This window comes from Haloarcula salina (assembly GCF_049603855.1).
GTDB lineage: Archaea > Halobacteriota > Halobacteria > Halobacteriales > Haloarculaceae > Haloarcula > Haloarcula salina_A.
In genome coordinates, this window is the sequence record NZ_CP187146.1 from 710,282 (window position 1) to 732,257 (window position 21,976).

The 21,976-nt window shown below is 69.2% G+C and carries 22 protein-coding genes; 13 read left to right on the plus strand and 9 right to left on the minus strand.

Features of this window, described 5'->3' with window-relative positions; genetic code table 11:
• Window positions 1-5 precede the first annotated feature (5 nt).
• A complete protein-coding gene (locus tag ACOZ4I_RS03635; RefSeq protein WP_424003129.1) occupies window positions 6-473 on the minus strand; it encodes a PUA domain-containing protein in 468 nt (155 codons plus the stop codon).
• A gap of 504 nt (window positions 474-977) precedes the next feature.
• Between ACOZ4I_RS03635 and ACOZ4I_RS03640 the strand changes: the two genes are divergently transcribed.
• Window positions 978-1,160, plus strand: coding sequence for a hypothetical protein (locus ACOZ4I_RS03640; protein ID WP_162412049.1), 183 nt, complete (start codon window positions 978-980; stop codon window positions 1,158-1,160).
• Window positions 1,161-1,203: 43 nt separating this feature from the next.
• Here ACOZ4I_RS03640 and ACOZ4I_RS03645 read toward each other — a convergent pair whose 3' ends face one another.
• Window positions 1,204-1,701 (minus strand): NYN domain-containing protein, encoded by a 498-nt coding sequence (locus tag ACOZ4I_RS03645; protein WP_424003131.1) that lies wholly within the window; start codon window positions 1,699-1,701, stop codon window positions 1,204-1,206.
• A 311-nt stretch (window positions 1,702-2,012) separates the two neighbouring features.
• Between ACOZ4I_RS03645 and dapA the strand changes: the two genes are divergently transcribed.
• The 5 genes from dapA (at window position 2,013) to ACOZ4I_RS03670 (ending at window position 5,853) form a co-directional block, all read left to right on the plus strand.
• Window positions 2,013-2,933, plus strand: coding sequence for a 4-hydroxy-tetrahydrodipicolinate synthase (gene dapA, locus ACOZ4I_RS03650; RefSeq protein ID WP_424003133.1), 921 nt, complete (start codon window positions 2,013-2,015; stop codon window positions 2,931-2,933).
• Window positions 2,930-3,679, plus strand: a complete 750-nt coding sequence (gene dapB / locus ACOZ4I_RS03655) for a 4-hydroxy-tetrahydrodipicolinate reductase (RefSeq protein WP_424003135.1) — start codon at window positions 2,930-2,932, stop codon at window positions 3,677-3,679. Before dapA ends, dapB begins: the two co-directional genes overlap by 4 nt.
• A 153-nt stretch (window positions 3,680-3,832) precedes the next feature.
• Window positions 3,833-3,964 (plus strand): hypothetical protein, encoded by a 132-nt coding sequence (locus ACOZ4I_RS03660; RefSeq protein WP_277815033.1) that lies wholly within the window; start codon window positions 3,833-3,835, stop codon window positions 3,962-3,964.
• A 113-nt stretch (window positions 3,965-4,077) separates the two neighbouring features.
• On the plus strand, window positions 4,078-4,908 hold the full coding sequence (locus ACOZ4I_RS03665; protein WP_424003137.1) for a 2,3,4,5-tetrahydropyridine-2,6-dicarboxylate N-succinyltransferase: 831 nt from the start codon (window positions 4,078-4,080) through the stop codon (window positions 4,906-4,908).
• A 417-nt stretch (window positions 4,909-5,325) separates the two neighbouring features.
• Window positions 5,326-5,853, plus strand: coding sequence for a hypothetical protein (locus ACOZ4I_RS03670; RefSeq protein ID WP_424003139.1), 528 nt, complete (start codon window positions 5,326-5,328; stop codon window positions 5,851-5,853).
• A gap of 10 nt (window positions 5,854-5,863) precedes the next feature.
• Here the strand turns inward: ACOZ4I_RS03670 and ACOZ4I_RS03675 are convergent, their stop codons facing one another.
• Window positions 5,864-6,982: a bactofilin family protein gene (locus ACOZ4I_RS03675; protein WP_424003141.1), complete on the minus strand. Its 1,119-nt coding sequence runs from the start codon at window positions 6,980-6,982 to the stop codon at window positions 5,864-5,866.
• 362 nt (window positions 6,983-7,344) lie between these two features.
• On the opposite strand from ACOZ4I_RS03675, the gene lysA reads away from it, so the two are divergent.
• Window positions 7,345-8,583 (plus strand): diaminopimelate decarboxylase, encoded by a 1,239-nt coding sequence (lysA, locus tag ACOZ4I_RS03680; protein ID WP_424003143.1) that lies wholly within the window; start codon window positions 7,345-7,347, stop codon window positions 8,581-8,583.
• Window positions 8,584-8,585: 2 nt separating this feature from the next.
• Window positions 8,586-9,764 (plus strand): M20 family metallopeptidase, encoded by a 1,179-nt coding sequence (locus ACOZ4I_RS03685; RefSeq protein ID WP_424003145.1) that lies wholly within the window; start codon window positions 8,586-8,588, stop codon window positions 9,762-9,764.
• Here the strand turns inward: ACOZ4I_RS03685 and ACOZ4I_RS03690 are convergent.
• The 6 genes from ACOZ4I_RS03690 to ACOZ4I_RS03715 form a co-directional block, all read right to left on the minus strand.
• Window positions 9,761-10,402 (minus strand): phosphoribosyltransferase, encoded by a 642-nt coding sequence (locus ACOZ4I_RS03690; RefSeq protein WP_424003147.1) that lies wholly within the window; start codon window positions 10,400-10,402, stop codon window positions 9,761-9,763. The two genes, ACOZ4I_RS03685 and ACOZ4I_RS03690, sit on opposite strands and share 4 nt — an antisense overlap.
• Window positions 10,403-10,495: 93 nt before the next feature.
• Entirely contained in the window at window positions 10,496-11,803 is a 1,308-nt protein-coding gene (locus ACOZ4I_RS03695) for an MFS transporter (RefSeq protein ID WP_424003149.1), read from the minus strand.
• A 55-nt stretch (window positions 11,804-11,858) separates the two neighbouring features.
• Complete coding sequence (gene purB / locus ACOZ4I_RS03700; RefSeq protein WP_424003151.1) at window positions 11,859-13,241, minus strand: adenylosuccinate lyase; 1,383 nt, start codon at window positions 13,239-13,241, stop codon at window positions 11,859-11,861.
• Window positions 13,242-13,292: 51 nt separating this feature from the next.
• Window positions 13,293-14,237, minus strand: coding sequence for a PrsW family intramembrane metalloprotease (locus tag ACOZ4I_RS03705; protein WP_424003153.1), 945 nt, complete (start codon window positions 14,235-14,237; stop codon window positions 13,293-13,295).
• A gap of 64 nt (window positions 14,238-14,301) precedes the next feature.
• The gene (locus ACOZ4I_RS03710) at window positions 14,302-14,856 is read right to left on the minus strand and encodes a hypothetical protein (RefSeq protein WP_424003155.1); all 555 of its coding nucleotides are present in this window, start codon (window positions 14,854-14,856) and stop codon (window positions 14,302-14,304) included.
• Between the two features lie 65 nt (window positions 14,857-14,921).
• Complete coding sequence (locus tag ACOZ4I_RS03715; protein WP_424003157.1) at window positions 14,922-15,290, minus strand: hypothetical protein; 369 nt, start codon at window positions 15,288-15,290, stop codon at window positions 14,922-14,924.
• A 129-nt stretch (window positions 15,291-15,419) separates the two neighbouring features.
• Here ACOZ4I_RS03715 and purH point away from each other — a divergent pair, with 129 nt between their 5' ends.
• The 5 genes from purH to folP all read left to right on the plus strand — a co-directional run bounded on the left by purH (window position 15,420) and on the right by folP (window position 21,952).
• Window positions 15,420-17,000: a bifunctional phosphoribosylaminoimidazolecarboxamide formyltransferase/IMP cyclohydrolase gene (purH, locus tag ACOZ4I_RS03720; RefSeq protein ID WP_424003159.1), complete on the plus strand. Its 1,581-nt coding sequence runs from the start codon at window positions 15,420-15,422 to the stop codon at window positions 16,998-17,000.
• A 64-nt stretch (window positions 17,001-17,064) separates the two neighbouring features.
• Complete coding sequence (locus ACOZ4I_RS03725; protein ID WP_424003161.1) at window positions 17,065-18,015, plus strand: formate/nitrite transporter family protein; 951 nt, start codon at window positions 17,065-17,067, stop codon at window positions 18,013-18,015.
• A 59-nt stretch (window positions 18,016-18,074) separates the two neighbouring features.
• The gene (locus ACOZ4I_RS03730) at window positions 18,075-18,626 is read left to right on the plus strand and encodes a hypothetical protein (protein WP_424003163.1); all 552 of its coding nucleotides are present in this window, start codon (window positions 18,075-18,077) and stop codon (window positions 18,624-18,626) included.
• A 45-nt stretch (window positions 18,627-18,671) separates the two neighbouring features.
• Window positions 18,672-19,472, plus strand: coding sequence for a hypothetical protein (locus tag ACOZ4I_RS03735; protein WP_424003165.1), 801 nt, complete (start codon window positions 18,672-18,674; stop codon window positions 19,470-19,472).
• Window positions 19,473-19,510: 38 nt separating this feature from the next.
• On the plus strand, window positions 19,511-21,952 hold the full coding sequence (folP, locus tag ACOZ4I_RS03740; RefSeq protein ID WP_424003167.1) for a dihydropteroate synthase: 2,442 nt from the start codon (window positions 19,511-19,513) through the stop codon (window positions 21,950-21,952).
• Window positions 21,953-21,976: the final 24 nt, after the last annotated feature.

Genomic DNA, 21,976 nt, shown 5'->3' on the forward strand with positions numbered 1-21,976 from the left:
TTCTGTCAGTCGTCCGCGCCCTGCCGGACCTTCACTGCCATCCCCGTCTCGAAGTCGTCCATCCCGCTGCCCGGGAGTTCCGCGCGGCCGACCGCGAGCAGGTCCCCGTCCTCGTGAACGACCAGGGTCTCGTCGCCCGGTCGGAGGCCGTCGTCGGCCGACTGGACGAACTTCGCGAAGGCGTTGCGCCCCTCGCGGACGAAGGGCTCGCTCTCGTCGCCGACGACCACGCGGTGGCGCGGCGCGGCGAAGGCGTCGAGCAGGCGGCGGCCGCCGGCCAGTCCGAGCCTGAAGCGGCCGTCGCTGCCGTAGGTCGCCACGCGGCCGTCGCCGGCGTGGACCTGCCGCGGCCGGCCGGAACTGGTGTGGGTCACGTCGAGCGCGTCGGCGTCCGCGAACAGCGCCGCCCCGCCCCCGCCGCCGAACTGGTAGTCGGCCGCGCGGCGGAGTCCCCGGAATTCGCTGTCTGTCATGGCCCGAGTTCGTCGCCGGGCGATAAACCCCCTTTCGGTCTGTCGCGACGGGGATGCCTCGATTCGCTGGTTCGAGAGGAAAAGAGAGAGGAAATGGTGGGTCGAATACGGGTGGACACCGCACGGCTTGCCCGAACCGTCGGGTCCACTCCGAGAGAGTCGTCCGCGTGATCGCGCGTCGGTCGAACCGGAATGCCTTCGGTTTCGTCAGGGACGCGCCCTCGCGGCGAGTGTCGCGACCGCGAGGACGCGACGACCGGTGGGCCACGATACCAACACCGTTCTCGACGGACAGTTACCGACACCCACAGTCACTGTGACCCGGGCGAAACCGGGATGTCTGTGCGAATGAGTGTACTGCTTCAGTGGGACAGGCGGATGTGGCGGCAGACTGGCAGGCACTTGCCCGTCGCACTCGAACGACACGGTGTATGATACCGCTTAACGCACTCCCGTCGTGCGATTTTGGGGAAATTTATACCGGATGACTTCCAAGGGGACGATATGGCAACGGACACGCGGAAAGTGGCGCTGGGCGTCCTGCTGCTGGTCGTCAGCAGCGCGCTCATCCTCGGCACAGGAACGATCGATATCGGCATCCCGACCGTCGCTGCGGGGCTGGCCGCGCTGGGGCTCGCCGCCGGCGCACTGCTGGTCGGGACGTCCGAAGAAGGTCGCCCGGTCTAACGCCGCCGCTTCTCCGGTAGCTCTCAGAACGCGACGTCACCAGCTACAGCAGGAACCGCTCGGAGTCGTCGCTCATGTCGATGAAGCCGTCGACGGCGGCCTTCAGGTCCTCCGAGGAGGATTCCTCGAACCCCATCGCCTCGGCGCGACACCCCTCGTGGCGGAGATAGCGACAGAGGCGGGCGAAGTCGCCGTCGCCGGTACAGAGGACGACGGCGTCGTTGTGCTTCGCCAGCGTGACGGCGTCGAGGCTCATCCCCACGTCCCAGTCGGCCTTCTTCGACCCGTCCTGGAACGTCTTGATGTCCTTGATGCGCGTCTCGAACCCGATATCGACGAGGGCATCGAAGAACGATTCCTCCTCGGGCGAGTCCGCCCGGATGACGTAGGCGATCGCCCGCGTCAGTTCCCGGCCGTTGACGGCTTCTTCCAGCAGTGCGGCGTAGTCGATATTTCGCGTATAGAGGCTCCGGGCGGTGTGATAGAGGTTCTGCGCGTCGGCCAGGACGGCCACGCGCTGTCCCGGATGCGAGACTGTCATATCAGGTCTTGTCACCCCTGCCGGGATATGCTTTCGGGGTCGTCAGGCGGAGAGCACAAGAGCTAAGTCGCTGACACGCAGTCGTTCCACTATGCGACGACGCCGCCCGTCACGCCTCGGTTCGCTGCCGCTCGGCGAGCGCGTCGTCCGCGCGAAACGCAAACCGCCGTTCTAGCGGCTCGGAGCGGACGTGGCGACTCCGTTTCGGGTCGGATTCTCAGATCGTCGACAGCCCTCGGCCCGTCTCCGGCTGTCGGCCGCACCGTCTCCAACCGGACGACATATCCCACACCGACACGACACCCCCAGCAATGACAGACATCGACTTCCGCGGCGTGTTCCCGGCCATGTGCACGCCCTTCGAACAGGACGGCAGCATCGACTTCGAAACCCTTCGGCGCGACGCCCAGCGGCTCGAATCCGCCGGCGTCGACGGCCTCGTCCCGGTCGGCTCGACCGGCGAGTCCGCGACCCTCTCGCACGACGAGCACATCGAGGTGGTCGAGGCGGTCATCGACGCCGTCGACGACGTGCCGGTCATCGCCGGCTCCGGCTCGAACAACACGGCGGAGGCGCTGGAACTCTCCCAGCGCTCTGCCGACGCGGGCGCGGACGCCCTGTTGCTCATCTCGCCGTACTACAACAAGCCAGAACAGCAGGGCCTCGTCGACCACTACACGGCTATCGCCGACGCCGTGGACCTGCCTCAGATCGTCTACAACGTCCCGTCCCGAACGGGTCAAAACATCGTGCCCGACACCGCGGTCGAACTCTCCTCGCACCCCAACATCCGGGCGTACAAGGCAGCGAGCGGCGACATGAACCAGATTTCCGAGATCATCGAACGCACCCGAGACGAAGACTTCGCGGTGCTCTCGGGCGACGACGGCATGACGCTCCCGATGCTGTCTGTCGGCGCCGACGGCTGTATCTCCGTCGCCGCGAACGTCGAACCCGAGCGGACCTGCGCGATGGTCGGCGCGGCGCTCTCCGGCGACTATGCCCGCGCTCGTGACCTCCATCACGAACTCGGGCCGCTGTTCCGCGCGCTGTTCGTCGAGACCAACCCCATCCCGGTCAAGGAGGCCATGCGCATCCGCGGCTACGGCCCGGCCCACGTCCGGTCGCCGCTGACCCGCCTCTCGGACGAGCACCTCGACCACCTCCGCGACGTACTCGCCACGCTGGAGACGGAGGACCTCGAAGACGAGTACGCAGAGGTCGAGCGATGACGCGGGTCGCGGTCAACGGCGTCACCGGACAGATGGGGCACGCAGTCCTCGCGGCCGCCGGCGACGCCGACGTGGTGGTCGGGTTCGCCACGAGCGCCACCGACGCCGTCGAGGGCGTGCCGGTCGTCCACCCTGACGACGCGGCCGACGCGCTCGCGGAGTACGACGTCGACGTGGTTGTCGACTTCGCCGTCCCAGAGGGCGCGCTAACTGTCGCCGAGGCATGCGCGGACGCGGGCGTGCCCATCGTCGTCGGGACGACCGGCTTCGACGAGGACGGAATGGCCCGCCTCAAGGACGTGAGCGAGTCGGTCCCGCTGTTGAAGGCGACCAACTTCTCGCGGGGCATCCAGGTGCTCCAGCGCCTCGTCCGGGAGGCCGTCGGGACGCTCGACGAGTACGACCTGGAACTCATGGAGACCCACCACAACCGCAAGGTCGACGCGCCCTCGGGCACCGCAAACTCCATCCTCGACGTGATTCAGTCCGAGAGGGACGTTGAGCCGGTGTACGGCCGGGAGGGACACGCGCCTCGCGACGATGACGAGATCGGCGTGTTCGCTCGCCGGGCCGGCGACGTCCGTGGGGAGCACGAACTGCTACTCGCGGGCGACGACGAGGTGCTCTCGCTGTCCCACCGCGCCGAGGACCGCGGCGTGTTCGCCGCCGGCGCGCTCGACGCCGCGTCGTGGCTCGTCGGCCGCGACGCGGGATGGTACTCCTTCGGCGAAGTCGTCGACGCCTGAGCGCTGCCTGCTGTCGACCTCAACCGATTCGGCCGCGTCACCTCGCCGGTCGCACTGGCTGGCGCGACGATGTTAATATGCGATAATACGCAACCAAACAGTTTTCTCCATATTACGGGTAGCCTTATATGTGGGATTCGCCGATCATCGTGTATGGCTACGAACCAGCGCGTCCAACTGCCAGCGACCGATTGCCCGCACTGCTCCGGCGAGTTCAAAGCGTCGGCCCCCAGCATCAGCATCTGCGACGACTGCGGCTACATCCCCGGTCAGGGCGCGGACTGAGCCGGACGGCGGACAGAGACCGACAGCCGACGGACGAGCGACGGAGTGTGTCACAGTAGCACAGTCGCCCGAAAACCCGGAGAGGTAAGCCCCCGGAGTCGCAACCGGGTGGTATGAGTCTCGAAGCCGACATCGACGACCTCTGGCAACGCAAACAGGACGGGCTGACCGCCGCCGACGCGACGGACGACCACCTGAACACCCTCGACGAGTTCCTGGCCGCGCTGGAAGCCGGCGAGGTCCGCGCCGCGGAGAAGTCCGACGGCGAATGGGAGGCTAACGCCTGGGTCAAGCAGGGCATTCTCCTCAACTTCGGCCTGCGCGAGACGGTGGCTCGCGAGTACGGCGGCGTCGACTACCACGACGTACTGCCGCTGCGCGAGACGGGCGACCTCGGCGAGCGCGGGACCCGCAACACGCCTGACGGGACGACGATCCGCCGCGGCGCGTACCTCGGCGAGGACTGCATCATGATGTCGCCCTCCTTCGTCAACATCGGGGCCTACGTCGGCGACGGCACACTCGTCGACTCCTGTGACACCGTCGGTTCCTGCGCCCAGATCGGCGAGAACGTCAAACTCGGCGCGAACACGCTCATCGGCGGCGTTCTCGAACCCGTCGAGAACGCCCCGGTCATCGTCGAAGACGAGGTGTCGCTGGGCGCTGGCTGTCGCGTCACCAGCGGCTTCGTCGTCGGCGAGGGCTCTATCGTCGGCGAGAACACGCTTTTGACTCCCCGGATTCCGGTCTACGACCTCGTCGAGGAGGAAGTCATCTACGGCGAGCTCCCGCCGGAGCGGCGCGCGTTCCAGCGCTTCGTCGACTCCTCCGTCGGCGACCACGACCTCATCCCCGGCGGCGCGTACAAGCCCGCTGTGGTGGCGACCGACGTAGAGGAGGAGACGCTGGAAGCGACGGAGCGAGAGGACGCGCTTCGGGAGTAGCGAGAGGCGCGACCGAAGGGAGCGGCTCTCGATACGCGAACGGTGAGCGAAGGGAACCGTGAGTTGCGAGGTTCTGAGCGAAGCGAAGAACCTCGGTAACGTGAGCGGGGAACGGAGTGGCCCGCGAGCAGCGAGGAAGCGACCGAAGGGAGCTTCCTCGGACACGCGAACGGTGAGCGAAGCGAACCGTGAGCAGCGAGGTTGCGACCAGCGGAAGCAACCTCGACGGAACGGCGACCGACGGGAGCCGTGGAGTAGCGGATGACCTGGAAGCGGCTCTCGCTGGGCTAAGTGATCAGCACATCCTTGATTCGTCCAGTATCCAAGCCTCAGACGTGCCGTAGGCCGACGTTACGCGTCGCCGCCGACCGTGGACGATCTCCCGAATATTTGTTACTGTGTGACAGTGACGCATGCATGAGCCAGGGCCACACAGTCTCTCGCGTCTCGGCGGTGGCGCAGTACAGATGGGTCGCTGGTGGTGCGAGCGGACTGGTCGCCGGCATCGGCATGGGCATCGTGTTCCACGCGGGAGCGAACCTCATGCCGTTCGTCGGGGCGCTGTACGGCTGGCCGACTGTCGTCGGCGGGTGGGTCGTCCACCTGCTGAACAGCGTCCTCGCGGGCCTGTTGTTCGCGTTCGTCGTCTCTCGGCCGGTGTTTCACAGCCAGATCGAGTCCGTCGGCGAGAGCGTTGCGGCCGGCGTGGTCTTTGCGGCCGCGATCGGTCTGCTCTCGACGGGACTCTTGCTCCCGGTGTCGATGAGCGCGCTGGGAGTCCAGTCGTTCCCCGAGCCGCTGGTCCCGCTGCCGGGCATGCTCGGGAGCCTCGTCGTCGTGGCTTCGGTCGGCGTCGCCCACCTCGTGTACGGCCTGCTCCTCGGTTGGACCTACGCCGCGGCCAGGACTCGCGGGGCCCCGGACCGAGTGCCGAGCGAGGCGTGACAGCCGGTGGTCACGCCGCCGGCGTGTCGCCGCTCTCGTCGAGCGTCGCCTGCCGGCCGCCCGTTGACTCCTCCCTGCGGCCCCGGTAGGACTCCCGGAGCGTGAGCGCCAGGGCGCCGAGGCCGAGCAGGAACGCGACCAGTTCGAGCAGGCCGCCCAGGATCGGAATCGCACCGAGGATCGCGAACCCGACGAGACCGACGACGAGCGCGAGCCAGCGGTTCTCCCGGTCGGCGAGCGTGAGCGCCCACGACCCGACGGCGAACTGGCCGTAGACGACGGCGACCCACGCCGCGATGCCGAACGCGACTGCACCGACCAACGAGAGCGGGATGCCGACGATGGTGAACAGGAGCACGACGAGCACGAGCGGTACACCGACGAGCGTCAGCAGGCCAACGCCGCCGGACGTGGCCGGATTCTCCCCAACGCGCTCGGCGACGCGCGCCGAGAACGACGGGAAGGCGGCCAGCAGGACCGCGCCGAGCAGGAGGTTCACGAACAGACCGTAGACGACGCCGAGCCACGACGGGAGCGTGAACGCGCCGAAGTCCGGGCCCCCGCTGTCGCCGATGCTCTCGTCCTGGACGACGCTCCCGCCGACGGTGGCTTCGGGGTCGCGGGTGAACGTCGCGGCGTCGTAGCGCACGTCGCCGCCGACCGACGCTGTCGGGCCGACGACGATCTCTTCTGCCCCGGCGCTGACGCTCCCGCCGATCGTCCCGTGGATCGCGAGGAAGCCCGCGCCGGCGTCGAGGTTTCCGCCTATCTGCGCCGTCTCGCCGATCTCGACCGTGCCGCCGGCCGCGCTCACGTCGCCGCCGACGGTCCCGTCGATGCGGACGGTCCCCGCCGCCGCCTCGATGTTCCCGCCGACCTCGCCTGACTCTGTGACGTGTATCGTCCCTGCCGCGGCGGCGACGTCCCCGGTCACGGTCCCGCGGACGATGATCGTCCCGGCGACGCCCTCGATGCTGTCGTAGGACTCGTCGACGCCGACGACGATGGTGTCGGAAGCGCCCTGATACGACTGCGCCGCGGCGACGCCGGTCACGGCCGAGAGCAGGACGAGCGATGCGAGCGCGAGCGCGGCGGCCCGACGGCCGCCACTGGAGAACCTGAAAGGCATACGTCCCAATAGTGTTGGATGAGTAATAAGTCTATGCTGACACGAATTGACAGCGCGAATACCACCCGAAAACTGCGGGTGAAACCGCGGCCGTGCGAGACGAACGGCCGGTTCGAGACGACGCTGTTTCGCCGTGAACCGTTACTTCGACGCGGTTTACGAGCGAATGACTTCTGATTTGTCGGGACTACCAGTCGCTCGAACCAGGGCGGATCGATTTCGCGCCACCGTCAGTCTGCCACGGAATTCCCCACTCACTGACACACAGTTGCGTCGTCATCGCTCCTGACTGCGGCCGTCGGACCCGACAGTCGGGCCCCGAAACGGAACCCTTGTTAGCCGCCGTCGCCGTTGTTCCCCCAATGAGCCACGACTCGCCGCCGGTCCGCCGTCTCGCGGACTGGGACCACGAGCGCCTGGAGGCGGTCGCCACCGAGCACGGCACCCCGCTGTACGTCGTCGACCTCGACCGCGTCGCCGAGAACTACGAGCGCTTCGCCGCGGCGTTCCCCGACGCCCACGTCATGTACGCCGCGAAGGCCCACACCGGCCGGGCCGTTCTGTCGAAACTGGTGGAAACCGGGGCCGATATCGAGTGCGCCGCCTGGGGAGAACTCCAGCGCGCCATCGACGCCGGTGCGGACCCGGAGACGCTCCAGTACACCGCCGTCAATCCGCCGGACCGCGACCTCGACTACGCCGTCGACCTGGCCGCCGAACACCCAGGACTCACCATCACCGCCGGCGCGCGCCACACCTTCGACCGCCTCGAAGAGCGGGGCTACGACGGTCGCGTCGCCATCCGAATCAACCCCGGCATCGGTACGGGCCACCACGAGAAGGTCGCCACCGGCAAGGACGCGAAGTTCGGCATCCCCTACGATCAGGTGCCCGAGGTCGCCGCGGACGTGCGCGAGCGCTTCGACCTCGTCGGCCTGCATGCACACGCAGGCAGCGGCGTCCTCCACGACGACCTCGACGACCACTGCCGAGCCATCGGGAAGGTCGCGGACATGGGCCGGGAGGTCATCGCCGACGGCGCGTCCCTGGAGTTCGTGGACTTCGGCGGCGGCTTCGGTGTCCCGTACCGCGAGACGACCGAACCGCTGGACATGGACGTGGTCGGTGAGAAAGTCCGCGACGCCGTCGGCGACATCGACGCGCAGATCAAACTCGAACCCGGCCGCTACGTCGTCGCCGACGCCGAACTGATTCTGACCGCGGTCAACACGATCAAGGAGACACCAGCGGCGACGGTCGTCGGCGTCGACGCCTCGCTGGCGACGCTCATCCGCCCCGCCATGTTCGGCTCGTATCACCCAATCCGAAACGTCACCGCGCCCGAGCGCGACAGCGAACCCGTCTCTGTCGGCGGCCCTTGCTGTACGAGCGCCGACGTGTTCTGTACCGACCGCCCCATCGCGCGCCCCGAGCGCGAGGACCTGCTGGCCATCGGCAACGCCGGCGCGTACGGCTACGAACTCGCCAACCAGTTCCACTCCCAGCCCCGTCCCGCGGAGGTCGCCTTCGAGGACGGCGAAACGCGAGTGGTGCGCGAGCGCGAGACGCTCGACGACGTGACGCGGCTTGAACGGGCGTGATGATGGCGTTCGACATCCCCACCTTTCACCGAAAGGCGGTCGAGACGCCCTCACACGAGGACGTCTCGGAGATGCGCGCGCTGCTGGTCGACACGCTCGACGACGCCGGCGAGTCGCCGGCGGTCGACGACCTCGGGAACGTCGTCGCGACACGGGGCGAGGGTGACGGCACGCACGTCCTCCTCAACACGCACATCGACACCGTCCCGCCGCACCTGCCCTACGAGCGGCGGGCGGAGCGGCCCGGCGACGAGCGCGTGGACGGCAGCGGCGACGAGGGCGACGGCGACGTGGTTTGCGGTCGCGGGGCCTGCGACGCGAAGGGGCCGCTCGCCGCGCTGCTCGACGCCTTCCTCACGGTCGAGCCCGACGACGGGCGGGTGACGCTCGCAGTCTCCATCGACGAGGAGACCACGCAGACCGGCGGCGCACACCTCGCCGAGACCATCGACGCGGACGGCTACATCGTCGGCGAGCCGACCGGGCTGGACGTGTGCACCGCCGCGAAGGGCCAGTTCGAGGGCACCGTCACCATCCGCGGCGAGAGCGCCCATGCCGCCGACCCCGGCAGCGGCCTGAACGCGATTCGGGCCGCCGCGCCGGTCCTGCAGGCGATGGAGTCGTTCGACGAACGCGAGTCGGCCAGCGCCTCGGAGGTGGAGAGCGGTTCGGACGGCGAGCCGCGAGCCGGCGGCCCCGGCGAGCACGAGACGCTCGGCCGCCCCATCCTCACGGCGTCGATGATCGAGGGCGGCGAGGCGACGAACCAGGTCCCGGCCGAGTGTACGATCACCTTCGACCGCCGGAGCGTCCCGCCGGAGACGAGCGAGTCGTTCTGTGACGACCTGCGCGCCCACCTCGAACAGTGGCTCCCGGACGCGATGGGGCTGGAGGTCGAACTCATCCGCCCCGACACGCCGTTCCCCGAGGCCTTCGCGACCGACCCCGAGGCCGAACTCGTCCGCACGCTGCAGGACGCCAGCGGCGGCGCGGTCCGGCCGTTCGGCGCGGCGACGGAGGCCTCGTACTTCGCCGCGCACGGACCGACCGTCGTGTTCGGCCCCGGCGAGCTGAGCGACGAGGTGGGCGCGGTCGCTCACTCGAAACGCGAGTACGTCCACCTCTCCGAGGTTCGGACGGCCGCCCGCGCGGTCCGCGAGACGGTCGAGCGCCTGGTCTAGGCGGTCCGCTCGCCAGCGAGCGCCGATAGCGTCGTCGCCTCTTCGTCGGTCACGCGGCCGAACTCCTCGTAGTAGTCCGACGTGGACTGGAACGCCGACGGCTGGAGGGGGACGACCACCTCGTCTGTCCACCGGCGGACCTCAGCCAGCACGTCGGGCGGTGCGACGGGCGCGGCGGCGACGACGGAGTCCGCGCCGGCCTTCCGCAGGCGCTGGACCGCCACGCGCATCGCCGCCCCGGTCGGAATTCCGTCGTCGAGCAGCAGAACTCGCTTTCCCGCCACGTCGAGCGGGCCCCACTGCTCGCCGTAGTCGACGGCCCGCGTCTCGACGGCGTCGGCGGCGTGGGTCTTCGCCTCCTGAACGTACTCCCAGTTCACGTCGAGAAAGCGCATCATCGGGCTGTTGATCCACGAGAAGCCGCCCGGCGCGACCGCGCCGATAGTCAACTCCGGGTGGTCCGGCGCGCGGATGCGCTGGGCCACGAGGACGTCCATCGTGACCTCCAACTCGTCGGCGACCACGGTTCCGACCGGGATTCCGGCGGGCGCGATGGCGACGACGGCCTCGCTTTCGACCTCTCGCCGGTGGAGTGCGGCGACCAGGTGTCGCGCCGCGTCCGAGCGGTCTGTGAACATACGACACGATAGGCCGTCGGCGATGGTAACGGTTCCGGTCGATATTGCCTGAAATGTCGGGCCTGGCACGTTGTTCCCTGGCTGTGCACCGTCTCAGTCCTGCGGCGACGGCCGGGACGACTCGTTACCCACGTCCAGCGTCTCCTCGACCTGCGAGTACGTCAGGACGAGCGCGACCAGCGCGAGGACCGCCCCGGCGGTGAAGGGCGTGCTGAACGAGCCGAGATTGTAGAGGACGCCGGAGGCGAGCGGGCCGACGGCGACGCCCAGTCCGAACGCCATCGTCAGGACCGACAGCGTCGTCCCGGAACCGCGCGTCCCGGCGAGGTCCCCCGCGAGCGCCAGCGAGGGCGCGAACACGAGCGCGACGGCGATGCCCTGGACGAAGCGGGCCAGCAGCATGAGCCAGGGGTCCGTCACGAGGCCCTGGGCGAACACCGACGGGACGAGGACGGCGAAGCCGGCGACGACGAACGGCCGCCGACCGAAGCGGTCGCTCGCCCTGCCGATGGGGACCTGGAACACGACGTTCGCGATGACCACGGCGGCGAACTGGACGCTGAAGAACAGCGTGGACTCGTCCAGCCGCATCCGGATCGGGCCTTCGAGCGTGGCGAACAGCGCGATGGTCGTCGCCATCATGAACGTGCCGACGCCGAGGACGAACACCGAATCGAGGCCCCGACCGTCCGGGTCCATGACCGCGATAGAGAGGTCCTTCCCGGCCTCGGCGTCCACCGGCGGGTCCTGGATGAGAGCCCAGACGAGCAGGAAGCTCACCACTGCGCCCAGCACGGCGACGGCGAAGGCGGCGGTGAAACCCGAGACCGCCGTGCCCGCGATGCGGTAGGTCACCACCTCGTTCGCGGCGAGGCCGCCCGTGACGACGACGCCGGCGATGATCGGACCGAACCCGAAGCCGATCAGCCGGAAGGTGTTGAACACGCCGAAGTTCCCGCCACGCTCGGCGTCGCTCCCCGCGTAGTCGTTGACCAGCGCGATAGTCGCGGGGATGGTGAAGGCCGCCCCGAGACCCTGGAACGCTCGGGCGGCGAGGACCGTCCAGTAGCTGGAGAGGAACGGGTAGGCCGCGCTCCCGACGGCGAACAGGATGAGACCGGTGAGGACGAACGCGCGCCGACGGCCGGTACGGTCCGACAGCCGTCCGGTGAACGGCTGGCCGAAGCTGTTCAGCAGGCCGAACAGCGACAGCACCAGACCGATGAGCGTCTCGGTCTGGAGCGTGAATCCCAGCAGCTCCGTCCCGACGAGGCCGGTCAGCGACACCTGGCCGCTCGCGATGTACAGCGGGAGGACGATGATGAGAAACGAGTTCCCGAGCGCGTCCGCCATCCGCGCGAACGCGAGCGTCAGGACTCGCGAGTCGGTTCCGAGGACCATCTACCGTACGCGAACGGCCCCACCTCCCTGAGCGTTGCGTTCGACGACCGGCGGCTCAGATATCGTCGGCCAACTGCTCCGCGATGCCGGTGTAGTCCGCCGGCGTCAGCGCTTCGAGTTCCGCGCGCACGTCCTCGCTCACGTCGAGGTCGGCGTACATCTCGTGGAAGTCCTCGATGGTGACCGAGCGCCCGCGAGTGGCCTTCTTGACCTGCTCGTAGGCGTCGTCGTGGCCCTCGCGCCGGAGGATGGTCTGGACGGCCTCGCCGATGATCTCTGGCGTGTCGGCGAGGTCGTCGGCCATCACCTGCTCGTTCGGGACGACCTTCGCGAGCCCGTTCTGGCACTTGCCGTAGCCGACGAGGCAGTGGGCGAAGGCGGCCCCGATGTTGCGCTTGACCGTCGAGTCCGAGAGGTCGCGCTGGAGCCGGGAAGTGGTGACGTAGTCCCCGAGGAAGACGAGATCGGAGTTTGCCTTCGAGAGGTTCCCCTCGCTGTTCTCGAAGTCGATGGGGTTGACCTTGTGGGGCATCGTCGACGACCCCGTCTCGCCCTCGACGGCCTCCTGGCCGAGGTAGCGGTCGGAGACGTACAGCCACACGTCCAGGTCGAGGTCCAGCAGGACGTTGTTCGCGCCCCGGAGCGCGTCGAACAGCGCCTCGAAGTCGTCGCAGGGGTTGACCTGCGTGGTCAGCGGTTCGTGCTCCAGGCCGAGGTCGGCGACGAAGCGCTCGGAGAACGCCGGCCAGTCAACGTCCGGGTAGGCGGCGACGTGGGCCGCGTAGGTCCCCGACGCGCCGGCCAGTTTCCCGGAGAGGTCGTCCGCGGCGCGCTCGACGCGCGCGACGGCCCGCCCCAGTCGGGAGGCGTAGACGGCCATCTCCTTGCCGAACGTCGTCGGCGTCGCGGGCTGGCCGTGCGTGCGGGCGAGCATCGGCACGTCGGCGTAGGTGTGAGCCATCTCGACCAGGGCGTCCCGAATCTCGCGGAGTTCGGGGACCAGCACCTCCTCGGCGGCGGGCTTGACGAGCAGGCGGTGGGCGAGGTTGTTCACGTCCTCGCTGGTCAGCCCGAAGTGGATCCAGTTGTCGGCGTCTAGGTCCTCGGGCATGCCGAGGCGGATGAAGTACTCGACGGCCTTCACGTCGTGGTTGGTCGCCGAATACTCGCCGTAGCCCTCGGTCTCCAGTTGCTTGACGACGGAAGCGTCCTCGTCGTCGAACTCCTCGTACAGTCCCCGGAGCGCGGCCCGCTGGTCGTCGTCGATGGAGAGCGGCGTGGCGTCGAGGTCAGCGAGCGCGAGCAGGTACTCGACTTCGACTTCCACGCGGGCGCGCATCAGCGCCCGCTCGCTGGCGTACGGGACGAGCGGTTCGGTGTAGCGGGCGTATCGGCCGTCGAGCGGCGAAACGGCGTCGAGTGGCCCTCTGTCGGTCATGTCCGACTGTCCGCGGGAGGCGCGAAAAAGCGTGTCGTTCCCGGTCGCGAGCTACTGCCCCGTGCCCGTCGCGTCCTGGTAGTGTGTGCGGTAGCGCGCGATCTTCCGGTACAGCAGGTAGCCGACGATGCCGTCGAAGACGATCACGAACCCGAGGAACGCCAGCGTGCTGAGCGGCGCGTACGTCACGACCGTGTTGTAGGTCGCGTGGATGAGCGCCGCGATCAGGAGGCCCTTGACGACGATGGGGCCGGCGTCCTCGGGGTTGAACTTCGCCAGGCCGAGGTAGTAGCCGGCGAACGACGAGTAGAGGACGTGGCCGGGGCCGACGAACGCGCGGCTCGTCGCCGTCTGGATGGCCGAGACGATGGGCTGGCCGCTCTGGGCCGCGATGGCCTGGGAGTAGCCCTGTGAGATGTACAGTGCGTTCTCGATGGTGGCGAAGCCCAGCCCCGCGACGGCTCCGTAGACGACGCCGTCGACCACTGCGTCGATGGTGTCGAAACTCCCGACGCGGACCGCGAGCCACTTCACCGTCTCCTCGATGGGGCCGACGACGACGAAGAAGAACAGCGCCATCCCGACGACGGGAACGAACTGGAACACCGGCTGCAACAGGGTGTTGACCAGCGCGGCGATGCTGGCGAACAGTATCGAGAGGACGAACGTGATCGCGAGCGGTTCCAGCGGCTCGCGCATCGTCGGGTCGCCGTACCAGAGGAAGCCGACGATGCCGAGCGCCGGGACCGCCGACAGCGCCGCCAGCGCGCCCAGCTCCGGCTGTCGGAGCGCCAGCAGGATCGTCGCCGCGAGCTGTCCCACGAACAGGAGCACCGCGACGGCGATGAGGAGCCAGCGCCGCGACGCGTGCAATACCCCGTAGAGCCCGACCGCCACCCCATCGAGGCGCGACCGGGCGTCCCAGTCGGCGATGTCGTACAAGTCGGTGGTCCCGCTCATCGACGCCGCGACCGGATCCGTCTCGTCGTCTGTCACGCCTGATCCGTCGCGTGGCGGCCCCCTGATACTTTCGCCCGCACACGCAAGACGGGCTGCTGGATCAGCCGAGCCAGCCGTAGTCGGCCTCGGCGTCGCCGAAGCGACCGTCCGGCGGGAGGTGCCGATAGAGGTCCTGTCCGAGTGCGAGCCACGCCAGCCCGTAGACGGCGGCCGCCGCCGGCTGGACGCTCAGGCTGAGGAAGGCGAGCGTCCCGACGCCGAGAGCCACGCCCAGCCACGGCGGCTGGATGCGCGTCCGGACGAGGCCGACCGCGACCAGCAGCGACCCACCCACCAGCGCGAGTACGCCGATGCCGACGACCGCTTCGCCGCCGCCCGAGAGGAGGCGTATCGACTGCCCAGCCCCGAACACGAGGCCACCGAGCGCGCCGATCCACGCGCCGATGGTCCCCGGGCGCTTCATCCGCGCGCCGTAGAAGTCCTCGACGGCGTAGTGGCCGGCGACGACGCCGGCGCTGGAGAGGGCGCTGGCGACGAGGACCGGCGGACTCGTCGTCGTCAGACCCGTCGCCGCGAGCGCCACGGCCCAGGCGGTCCAGACGATTCCGCCGACGGCGGCGACCGCGCCGGCGTACTGACACCGTAGCTTCGACATACCGGCGAGTTGGCGGCCGGCTACAAAGGAACGTCGACACTGGTACGTCGGCGGTCCACCGTGCCTCACAGCGCAGCCAGGAAGCCGTATACGCACAGGAGCGTCCCGAGGGCGACGAGCGCCCGGGAGACGACACGCGACGGCCAGGCCGTCTCGGTGTCGCGGTACTCGTGTCGGCAGAGCGCCCCCACGCCGGCGGCGACGAGGGCAAACCCCGGGCCGGCGACCCAGCCGATTCGGAGGGTCAACGCCAACAGCCACCCGCCCACGAGCAGCGCGGGCGCAACCAGCAACTGGGCCCAGGGCGTGAGATCCCAGTCGTCCAACAGGGGAGCGAACAACGTCGGGTGGTACCAGGTCCCCGCACCGATGCCGAGGAACATCCCGCAGATTCCCACCCCGATGGCCGCGTCGGTGAGCGTCTCGCTGAGCACTGCCAGTCGCTACACGCATCCGGGCGAAAACAGTTCGGGCCAACCTGGGGCCGCGTTCGCGGCGCTCACCGAGTCGGTCCGAGCGGTCGTTTCGCAACTACTTTGCACGGCCCCACCACCCACTCAGATATGAAACTCGCCGGTATGGCCAGTAACCGCGGCCGAAATCTCATGAACATCGCCGACCGCGCCCCGGGCGGCGCGGAGTTCGCCGTCGTCCTGACGAACGACGCCGACGCGCCGGTCCTCGAAGCGGCGGCCGAGCGCGGCATCCCGACGGAGGTCGTCGAACGCGACGACGACGAGGCCCGCGAGGCCCACGAGGAGCGAATCCTCGACGCGCTCTCGGAGTACGACTTCGACCTCGTCACGCTCGACGGCTACATGCGCGTCCTCAGCGAGACGTACCTCGACGCGGCCCCGACCACGCTGAACGTCCATCCGTCGCTGCTGCCGAACTTCGCCGGGGAGAACGCCCACGAGCAGGTGCTCGACGCCGGCGTGAAGGTGACCGGCTGTACGGTCCACGTCGTCGACGAGAGCGTCGACGGCGGCCCCATCGTCACACAGGAGCCCATCCCCGTCTTCGAGGGCGACGACGAGGCCGACCTGAAAGAACGCGTCCTCTACGAGGGTGAGTTCACTGCCTACCCCCGCGTCGTACAGTGGTTCGCCGAGGACCGCGTCGAAGTCGACTGGGACGAGGGCGCGGTCAGCGTCGAGGGCGACGAGGGCGGCGACTTCCCCGCGCGGCGCATCGTCTCGGACGACATCGCCGCCAGCCTGCGCTACGGGGAGAATCCCCACCAGGACGCCGCGCTGTACGCCGACGCCACCGTCTCGGAGGCCAGCGTCGTCCACGCCGACCAGCTCAACGAGGGCGCGAAGGCCCTGTCGTACAACAACTACAACGACGCCGACGGCGCGCTGAACCTCATCAAGGAGTTCGAGGAGCCGGCCGCCGCGGTCATCAAGCACACCAACCCCGCCGGCTGTGCGACCGCCGACTCCGTCGCCGAGGCCTACGAGAAGGCTCTCTCGACGGACCCGATGAGCGCCTTCGGCGGCATCGTCGCGCTGAACCGCGAGTGCGACGCAGCCACCGCCGAGCAGATCATCGACTCCTTCAAGGAGGTCGTCGTCGCGCCGGGCTACACCGACGCCGCCCTGGACGTCCTCTTCGAGAAGGAGAACCTCCGTGTCCTCGACGTCAACGACAACTTCGAGGTCACTGACACGCTGACCGAGAAGCCCCTCGTCGGCGGCAGACTGGTTCAGGAACGGGACACCCAGCACCTCACCGCCGACGACCTCGAAGTCGTCACCGAGCGCGAACCGACCGACGAGCAGATCGAGTCGATGCTGTTCGCCTGGCACACGCTCAAGCACGTCAAGTCAAACGGCATCCTCTTTGCGAACGGGACGGAGACGGTCGGCATCGGCATGGGGCAGGTCTCCCGCGTCGACGCCGTCCGACTCGCCGCGATGAAGGCCGACGAGCACGCCGAGGGCAAGGACGCCGAGGGCGCGGTGATGGCCTCCGACGCCTTCTTCCCCTTCCCGGACGGCATCGAGGAGGCCGCCGACGCCGGCATCGAGGCCGTCATCCAGCCCGGCGGCTCGAAGAACGACGACAGCGTCATCGAGGCCGCGAACGAACACGATATGACGATGGTGTTCACCGGCCAGCGGTCGTTTAGACACGACTGACGAAGCGCACGACTCAGTTTCCCGTCTCGAAAGACGCTTCTGCGGGGCTTTCGAACCCGCGAGCATGTCCGAGGACACCGACCGCGAGACTGCGGTCAGAGACGCGGTGGACCGCTCCCAGAGCGGAGCGCCGGCTGGCGGAGAGACCATCCGAGACCGCTTCTCCGCCGACGAGATCTTCCAGCGCATCATCGTCGCCGCGGACCACGAGATAACGTCGAGCAAGCGCGAACTGCTCGCGAGCGCCCTCGCGGCGGGGTTCGCCATCACCATCACCTTCCTGCTGTACGCCTCGCTGTACGCCTCGACCGACGGCGACCCGGTGCTGAGCGCGCTGCTGTACCCGCTCGGCTTCGTCTTCATCATCCTCGGGGACTACCAGCTCTACACCGAGAACACGCTGCCGCCGGTCGCGCTCACGCTCGAACGGATCGCCTCGCTCCCCTCGCTGTGTCGCATCTGGGGGCTCGTCCTCTTCGGGAACCTCGTCGGCGGGGCGCTCGGCGCGCTCGCGCTCGCCTCGACCGGCGTTCTCTCGCCCGAAGCGGCGACGGCGGCGGAGGGCTTCGCCCAGAAGGCCATCGAGACGCCGTGGTGGACGCTGTTCGCCAAGGCGGTGTTCGCCGGGCTCATCGTCGCCGGCGTCGTCTGGGTTGACTACTCGCTGCGCGACAGCGTCTCGCGACTGCTGCTCGTCTACATCTCCTTCCTCGCAATCCCGTTCGGAAACCTCTATCACGTCGTCGTCTCGGCGACCGAGATGCTGTTTCTGGTCTACAACGGCGAACTCGGTCTGATGGTCGGGACCACGCAGTTCGTCCTCCCCGTGCTGCTCGGGAACTCCATCGGCGGCGTCGTTCTCGTCACCGTCGTCAACTACTTCCAGACGACCGAGAGCCGACTGGCGGCGATCCGCGAGGGCGGCACGAGCCTCCAGCTGACGGTACGGGAGTGGGTCCTCGGCCCCTTCTCCGACTCCGGACGGTCGTACGTTCCGGTGAACGACGACCACTAGCTCTGGGCCGATTCGGATACAAGCCAAACGCATTTGACACGCTCGGCGCTAGTGGGGGTGTGAGCTGGCTCGCCGACAACCGTCTCCTGTTGCTGTTCGCCGCCGTCGTCCTGACGACGCTCGGCGCCGTCGGCGCGGCCATCGTCGGCGTCGTCGCGACGCTCGGCGCGCTGTTGGGCGGCGGCGCGGTCGTCCAGACGTTCGCGGCGTTCTTCCTGGGGACGCTGCTACTGGCTGGCCTCGACGTGGTGTTCTCGGTGGCGCTGGTCCGCGAACTGGCCCGGCGGGCGTCGCTGCCGAAGAGTCGGCGCGCCGCCGCCTTCCTCGCGCGAGCCGAGTCACTGATTCCACCGCTGGCCGCCCTTGGCCTCTCGGAACGGGTCGCCCCGAGCTTCGAGGACCGCCACGAGGCACTGACGCAGCGGTACGTCGAGGGCGAAATCACCGAAGCGACCTACGAGCGAGAGCTGCAGGCCCTCCTCGACGACGCGGACGCCGAGACGGGGCCGCTCGACGATGTCCGGGTCGACTCCGGGCGCTCGGCGTCCGCCGCCTCACGGAACGCGCCGCAGTCGGAGACCGAACCCGAGCGCGAACCGGCCCGCGAGTAGGGACCACTGCCCGGTTTTACGTACCGTCGCGACGACGGGACAGCTATGGACGATTACATCGAACTCGACGTCGAGCGCGACGCCGTCGCCCGGGCGCTGGGCGTCGTTCCGGGCGTCGCGGTGGCCGGCGACGCGGACGAGGATTCCGTCGGTGACGACGACGGAGGCGACGAAGCGGGTATGACGCCGGTCCCCGGCGCTGACCCAGGTGACACGGGCGAGGGCGGCGCGACGGCCAAACTGGGCTCGCTCTGGCGGCAGTGGGGACTGCTCGGGACCGGCGTCACGCTGGTCGCGCTGGGCGCGGGCCTCGTCGGACTCTGGTGGTACCGACGCCGGAACGCGAAAGGGGCCGTGGCCGGTGAGACCGAGGAGTGGGACGAGTGGTCGCCATCCGAGACGATGGACTCGCCGCCGCCGTCGGTCGACACGCCGTCGTCGACGGGGTCGGAGGACGACGAGGCCGTCGAAGCCGCGAGCGAATCGACGCCCGAGCCACAGCAGACGGCGCTCGGCGAGCAGGCCGCGAGACAGGAGGGCGACGACACCGCCGTTCGCGGTCGTCGCGAGGACCGAGAGGACGTGGACTGGAGCGTCCGCGAGGATCGGACTTCCGCCGGCTCGACGGCGTCGCCGCCAGCCGGTTCGAGGGCTGGTGAGCGGCCCGAAGCAGACACGGACGAGTCTGCCGAAGACGATGCGGACGAGTCGGCGGCGGACGAGCGCGACGACCTTCCGGGGGCGTCCATCGACCCCGCTCCGCTCCTCGGAGCCGCGTTTCTCATCGCGACGAGCGCGCTGGGGCGGTGGGCCAGGCGGGAGCGCGAGGCGGACGCAGGGCAGTAGTTCGACAGGCTAAAGCGAGCGGCTCCGATACTGCGAGCATGAAGTTCCACGAGGCCGCGAACTTCCTCTTCGAGCTGCGCCGGTTCGCCTCGCGACCCGGCACCGACGCCACGCGGGAGTTGCTATCGTCGCTCGGCGACCCACACGAGGACCTGCGCTGCGTGCAGGTCGCGGGGTCCAACGGGAAGGGGTCGACCGCGCGGATGGTCGAGCGGACGCTGCGAGAGGCCGGCCTCGACGTTGGACTGTACACGTCGCCGCACCTGGACGACGTACGCGAGCGCATTCGCGTGAATGGGCGGAAGGTGCCCGAGGCCGCGGTCGTCGAGTTCGTCGAGGCGGCGCGCGAATACGTCACCGAGCGCGGCGCGGCCGGCGACTCGCCGACCTTCTTCGAGACGCTGACCGCGCTCGCGCTCTGGGAGTTCGACCGACAGGACGTGGACGTGGCCGTCCTGGAGGTCGGCATCGGCGGCCGACACGACGCCACGAGCGTCGTCGACCCGGTCGCCAGCGCCGTCACGTCGGTCACGCTCGAACACACCCACATCCTCGGCGACACCGTCGCGGAAATCGCTCGCGACAAGGCCCACGTCGCGCCGGACGGCGAACCGCTAGTGACGGGGACGACCGGCGACGCGCTCGCGGCCGTCCGCGAGGTCGCCGGCGACGTGGTGACCGTCGGCGAGAGCGACGACGCCGACGTGACCGCCACCTACGGCGGCCGAGACGGGTTAGAGGGCGCGGTCGCCATCGACGGTCCGGACTGGGCCGTCGATACGCACCTCCCGCTGCTCGGCGAGCACCAGGCCCAGAACGCCGGTATCGCGGCCGCGCTGTGCCGGCAGGTCGCCGACGTGTCGCCGGCGGCGCTCGAACGCGGCCTGCGGAACGCCCACTGGCCCGGTCGATTCGAGGTCATGGGCGAGTCGCCGCTGGTCGTCCTCGACGGCGCGCACAACCCCGGAAGCGTCGAGCGGACGGCTGAGACGCTCGACTCCTTCGACTACGACGACCTCCACGTGGTCCTCGGCGCGATGGTCGACAAGGACCACAGGGGCATCGCCGGGGCGCTGCCGGACCCCGACCACGTCGTCGCCTGCCAGCCCAACGTGGACCGGGCGGAGTCACACCACGTGCTGGCGACGGCGCTGGAGGAAGCGACGGACGCCGACATCGAGACGCGCCACGACGTGGCCGGCGCGCTCGGCATCGCGCTCGACGCCGCCGACGAGGGTGACGCCGTCATCGTGACCGGGTCGCTGTACGCGGTTCGGGAGGCCCGCACGCGCTGGTCGCGCTCGCTGGTCCCGAAGCGCGTCGACTCCGTCGACGAGGCCCGCGAGACGATTGAGGCCGCCCACGTCACCGACGCCGGCGCGTGGCGGATGCGCGGGAAGGGCGTCCACCGCGTCCTGCGGACCCGCGTCCAGCCCCGGCAGGCCCAGTACCTGAAGGAGGAACTGCTGTCGCTGGGCGGCGAGTGCGCAGTCTCGGGCCTGAACGACCAGGACGAGGAGTCACTGGACGTGGTGCTGATGGCGACGATGGCCCAGTACAAGCGCCTCGCGGAGAAACTGGACGGCCAGCCCTACGGGCTCTCGACGTTCGCCGACGAACTGCGGGCGGCGCTGTCCATCCAGCAGGACGACGAGCACGAGCGCGACCACCCCTGGGACGACGGGACGGCCGTCATGGGCATCTGCAACATCACGCCGGACTCGTTCCACGACGGCGGCGAGTACAACGCCGTCGAGGACGCCGTCGCACGCGCCGAGCAAATGGTCGAAGACGGGGCCGACATCCTCGACATCGGGGGCGAGTCGACGCGCCCCGGCGCGGAACCGATCTCGGCCGCGGAGGAGATCGACCGCGTCGTCCCCGTCATCGAAGCGCTCGCGGACCTCGACGTGGCCATCTCCGTGGACACGCGGAAGGCCGCCGTCGCGCGGGCGGCGCTCGACGCCGGCGCGGACATCCTCAACGACGTGTCCGGGCTGGAAGACCCCGAGATGCGCCTCGTCGCCGCGGAGTACGACGTGCCCGTCGTCGTGATGCACTCCATCGAGACGCCCGTCGACCCCGACAGCGACGTGCAGTACGACGACGTGGTCGAGGACTGCATCGACCAGTTGACCGAGCGGGTCCTGCTCGCGGAGAAGGCCGGCCTGGAACGCGACCAGATCATCGTCGACCCCGGCCTCGGCTTCGGGAAGTCGCCGGCCGAGGACTTCGAACTGCTCGGCCGACTGCCGGAGTTCCGCGCGCTCGGCTGTCCGCTCCTGGTCGGCCACTCCCACAAGTCGCTGTTCTCGCTCGTCGGCGAGGAGGCGGGCGACTGCCTCGAGGCGACCGTCGCCGGGACGACGCTGGCCGCCCAGCGGGGAGCCGACATCGTCCGCGTCCACGACGTGGCCGAGAACGCCGCCGCGGTGCGAGTCGCCGAGGCGGCCCGGAATCCAGAACGTTTCGAAGACTGACTCGATACGTACCGAGTGTCGACA

Coding starts and splice junctions, on each gene's coding strand:
- ACOZ4I_RS03635 (WP_424003129.1), bottom strand. CDS start 473: ATGACAGACAGCGAATTCCGGGGACTCCGCCGCGCGGCCGACTACCAG.
- ACOZ4I_RS03640 (WP_162412049.1), top strand. CDS start 978: ATGGCAACGGACACGCGGAAAGTGGCGCTGGGCGTCCTGCTGCTGGTC.
- ACOZ4I_RS03645 (WP_424003131.1), bottom strand. CDS start 1,701: ATGACAGTCTCGCATCCGGGACAGCGCGTGGCCGTCCTGGCCGACGCG.
- dapA (WP_424003133.1), top strand. CDS start 2,013: ATGACAGACATCGACTTCCGCGGCGTGTTCCCGGCCATGTGCACGCCC.
- dapB (WP_424003135.1), top strand. CDS start 2,930: ATGACGCGGGTCGCGGTCAACGGCGTCACCGGACAGATGGGGCACGCA.
- ACOZ4I_RS03660 (WP_277815033.1), top strand. CDS start 3,833: ATGGCTACGAACCAGCGCGTCCAACTGCCAGCGACCGATTGCCCGCAC.
- ACOZ4I_RS03665 (WP_424003137.1), top strand. CDS start 4,078: ATGAGTCTCGAAGCCGACATCGACGACCTCTGGCAACGCAAACAGGAC.
- ACOZ4I_RS03670 (WP_424003139.1), top strand. CDS start 5,326: ATGAGCCAGGGCCACACAGTCTCTCGCGTCTCGGCGGTGGCGCAGTAC.
- ACOZ4I_RS03675 (WP_424003141.1), bottom strand. CDS start 6,982: ATGCCTTTCAGGTTCTCCAGTGGCGGCCGTCGGGCCGCCGCGCTCGCG.
- lysA (WP_424003143.1), top strand. CDS start 7,345: ATGAGCCACGACTCGCCGCCGGTCCGCCGTCTCGCGGACTGGGACCAC.
- ACOZ4I_RS03685 (WP_424003145.1), top strand. CDS start 8,586: ATGGCGTTCGACATCCCCACCTTTCACCGAAAGGCGGTCGAGACGCCC.
- ACOZ4I_RS03690 (WP_424003147.1), bottom strand. CDS start 10,402: ATGTTCACAGACCGCTCGGACGCGGCGCGACACCTGGTCGCCGCACTC.
- ACOZ4I_RS03695 (WP_424003149.1), bottom strand. CDS start 11,803: ATGGTCCTCGGAACCGACTCGCGAGTCCTGACGCTCGCGTTCGCGCGG.
- purB (WP_424003151.1), bottom strand. CDS start 13,241: ATGACCGACAGAGGGCCACTCGACGCCGTTTCGCCGCTCGACGGCCGA.
- ACOZ4I_RS03710 (WP_424003155.1), bottom strand. CDS start 14,856: ATGTCGAAGCTACGGTGTCAGTACGCCGGCGCGGTCGCCGCCGTCGGC.
- purH (WP_424003159.1), top strand. CDS start 15,420: ATGAAACTCGCCGGTATGGCCAGTAACCGCGGCCGAAATCTCATGAAC.
- ACOZ4I_RS03725 (WP_424003161.1), top strand. CDS start 17,065: ATGTCCGAGGACACCGACCGCGAGACTGCGGTCAGAGACGCGGTGGAC.
- ACOZ4I_RS03735 (WP_424003165.1), top strand. CDS start 18,672: ATGGACGATTACATCGAACTCGACGTCGAGCGCGACGCCGTCGCCCGG.
- folP (WP_424003167.1), top strand. CDS start 19,511: ATGAAGTTCCACGAGGCCGCGAACTTCCTCTTCGAGCTGCGCCGGTTC.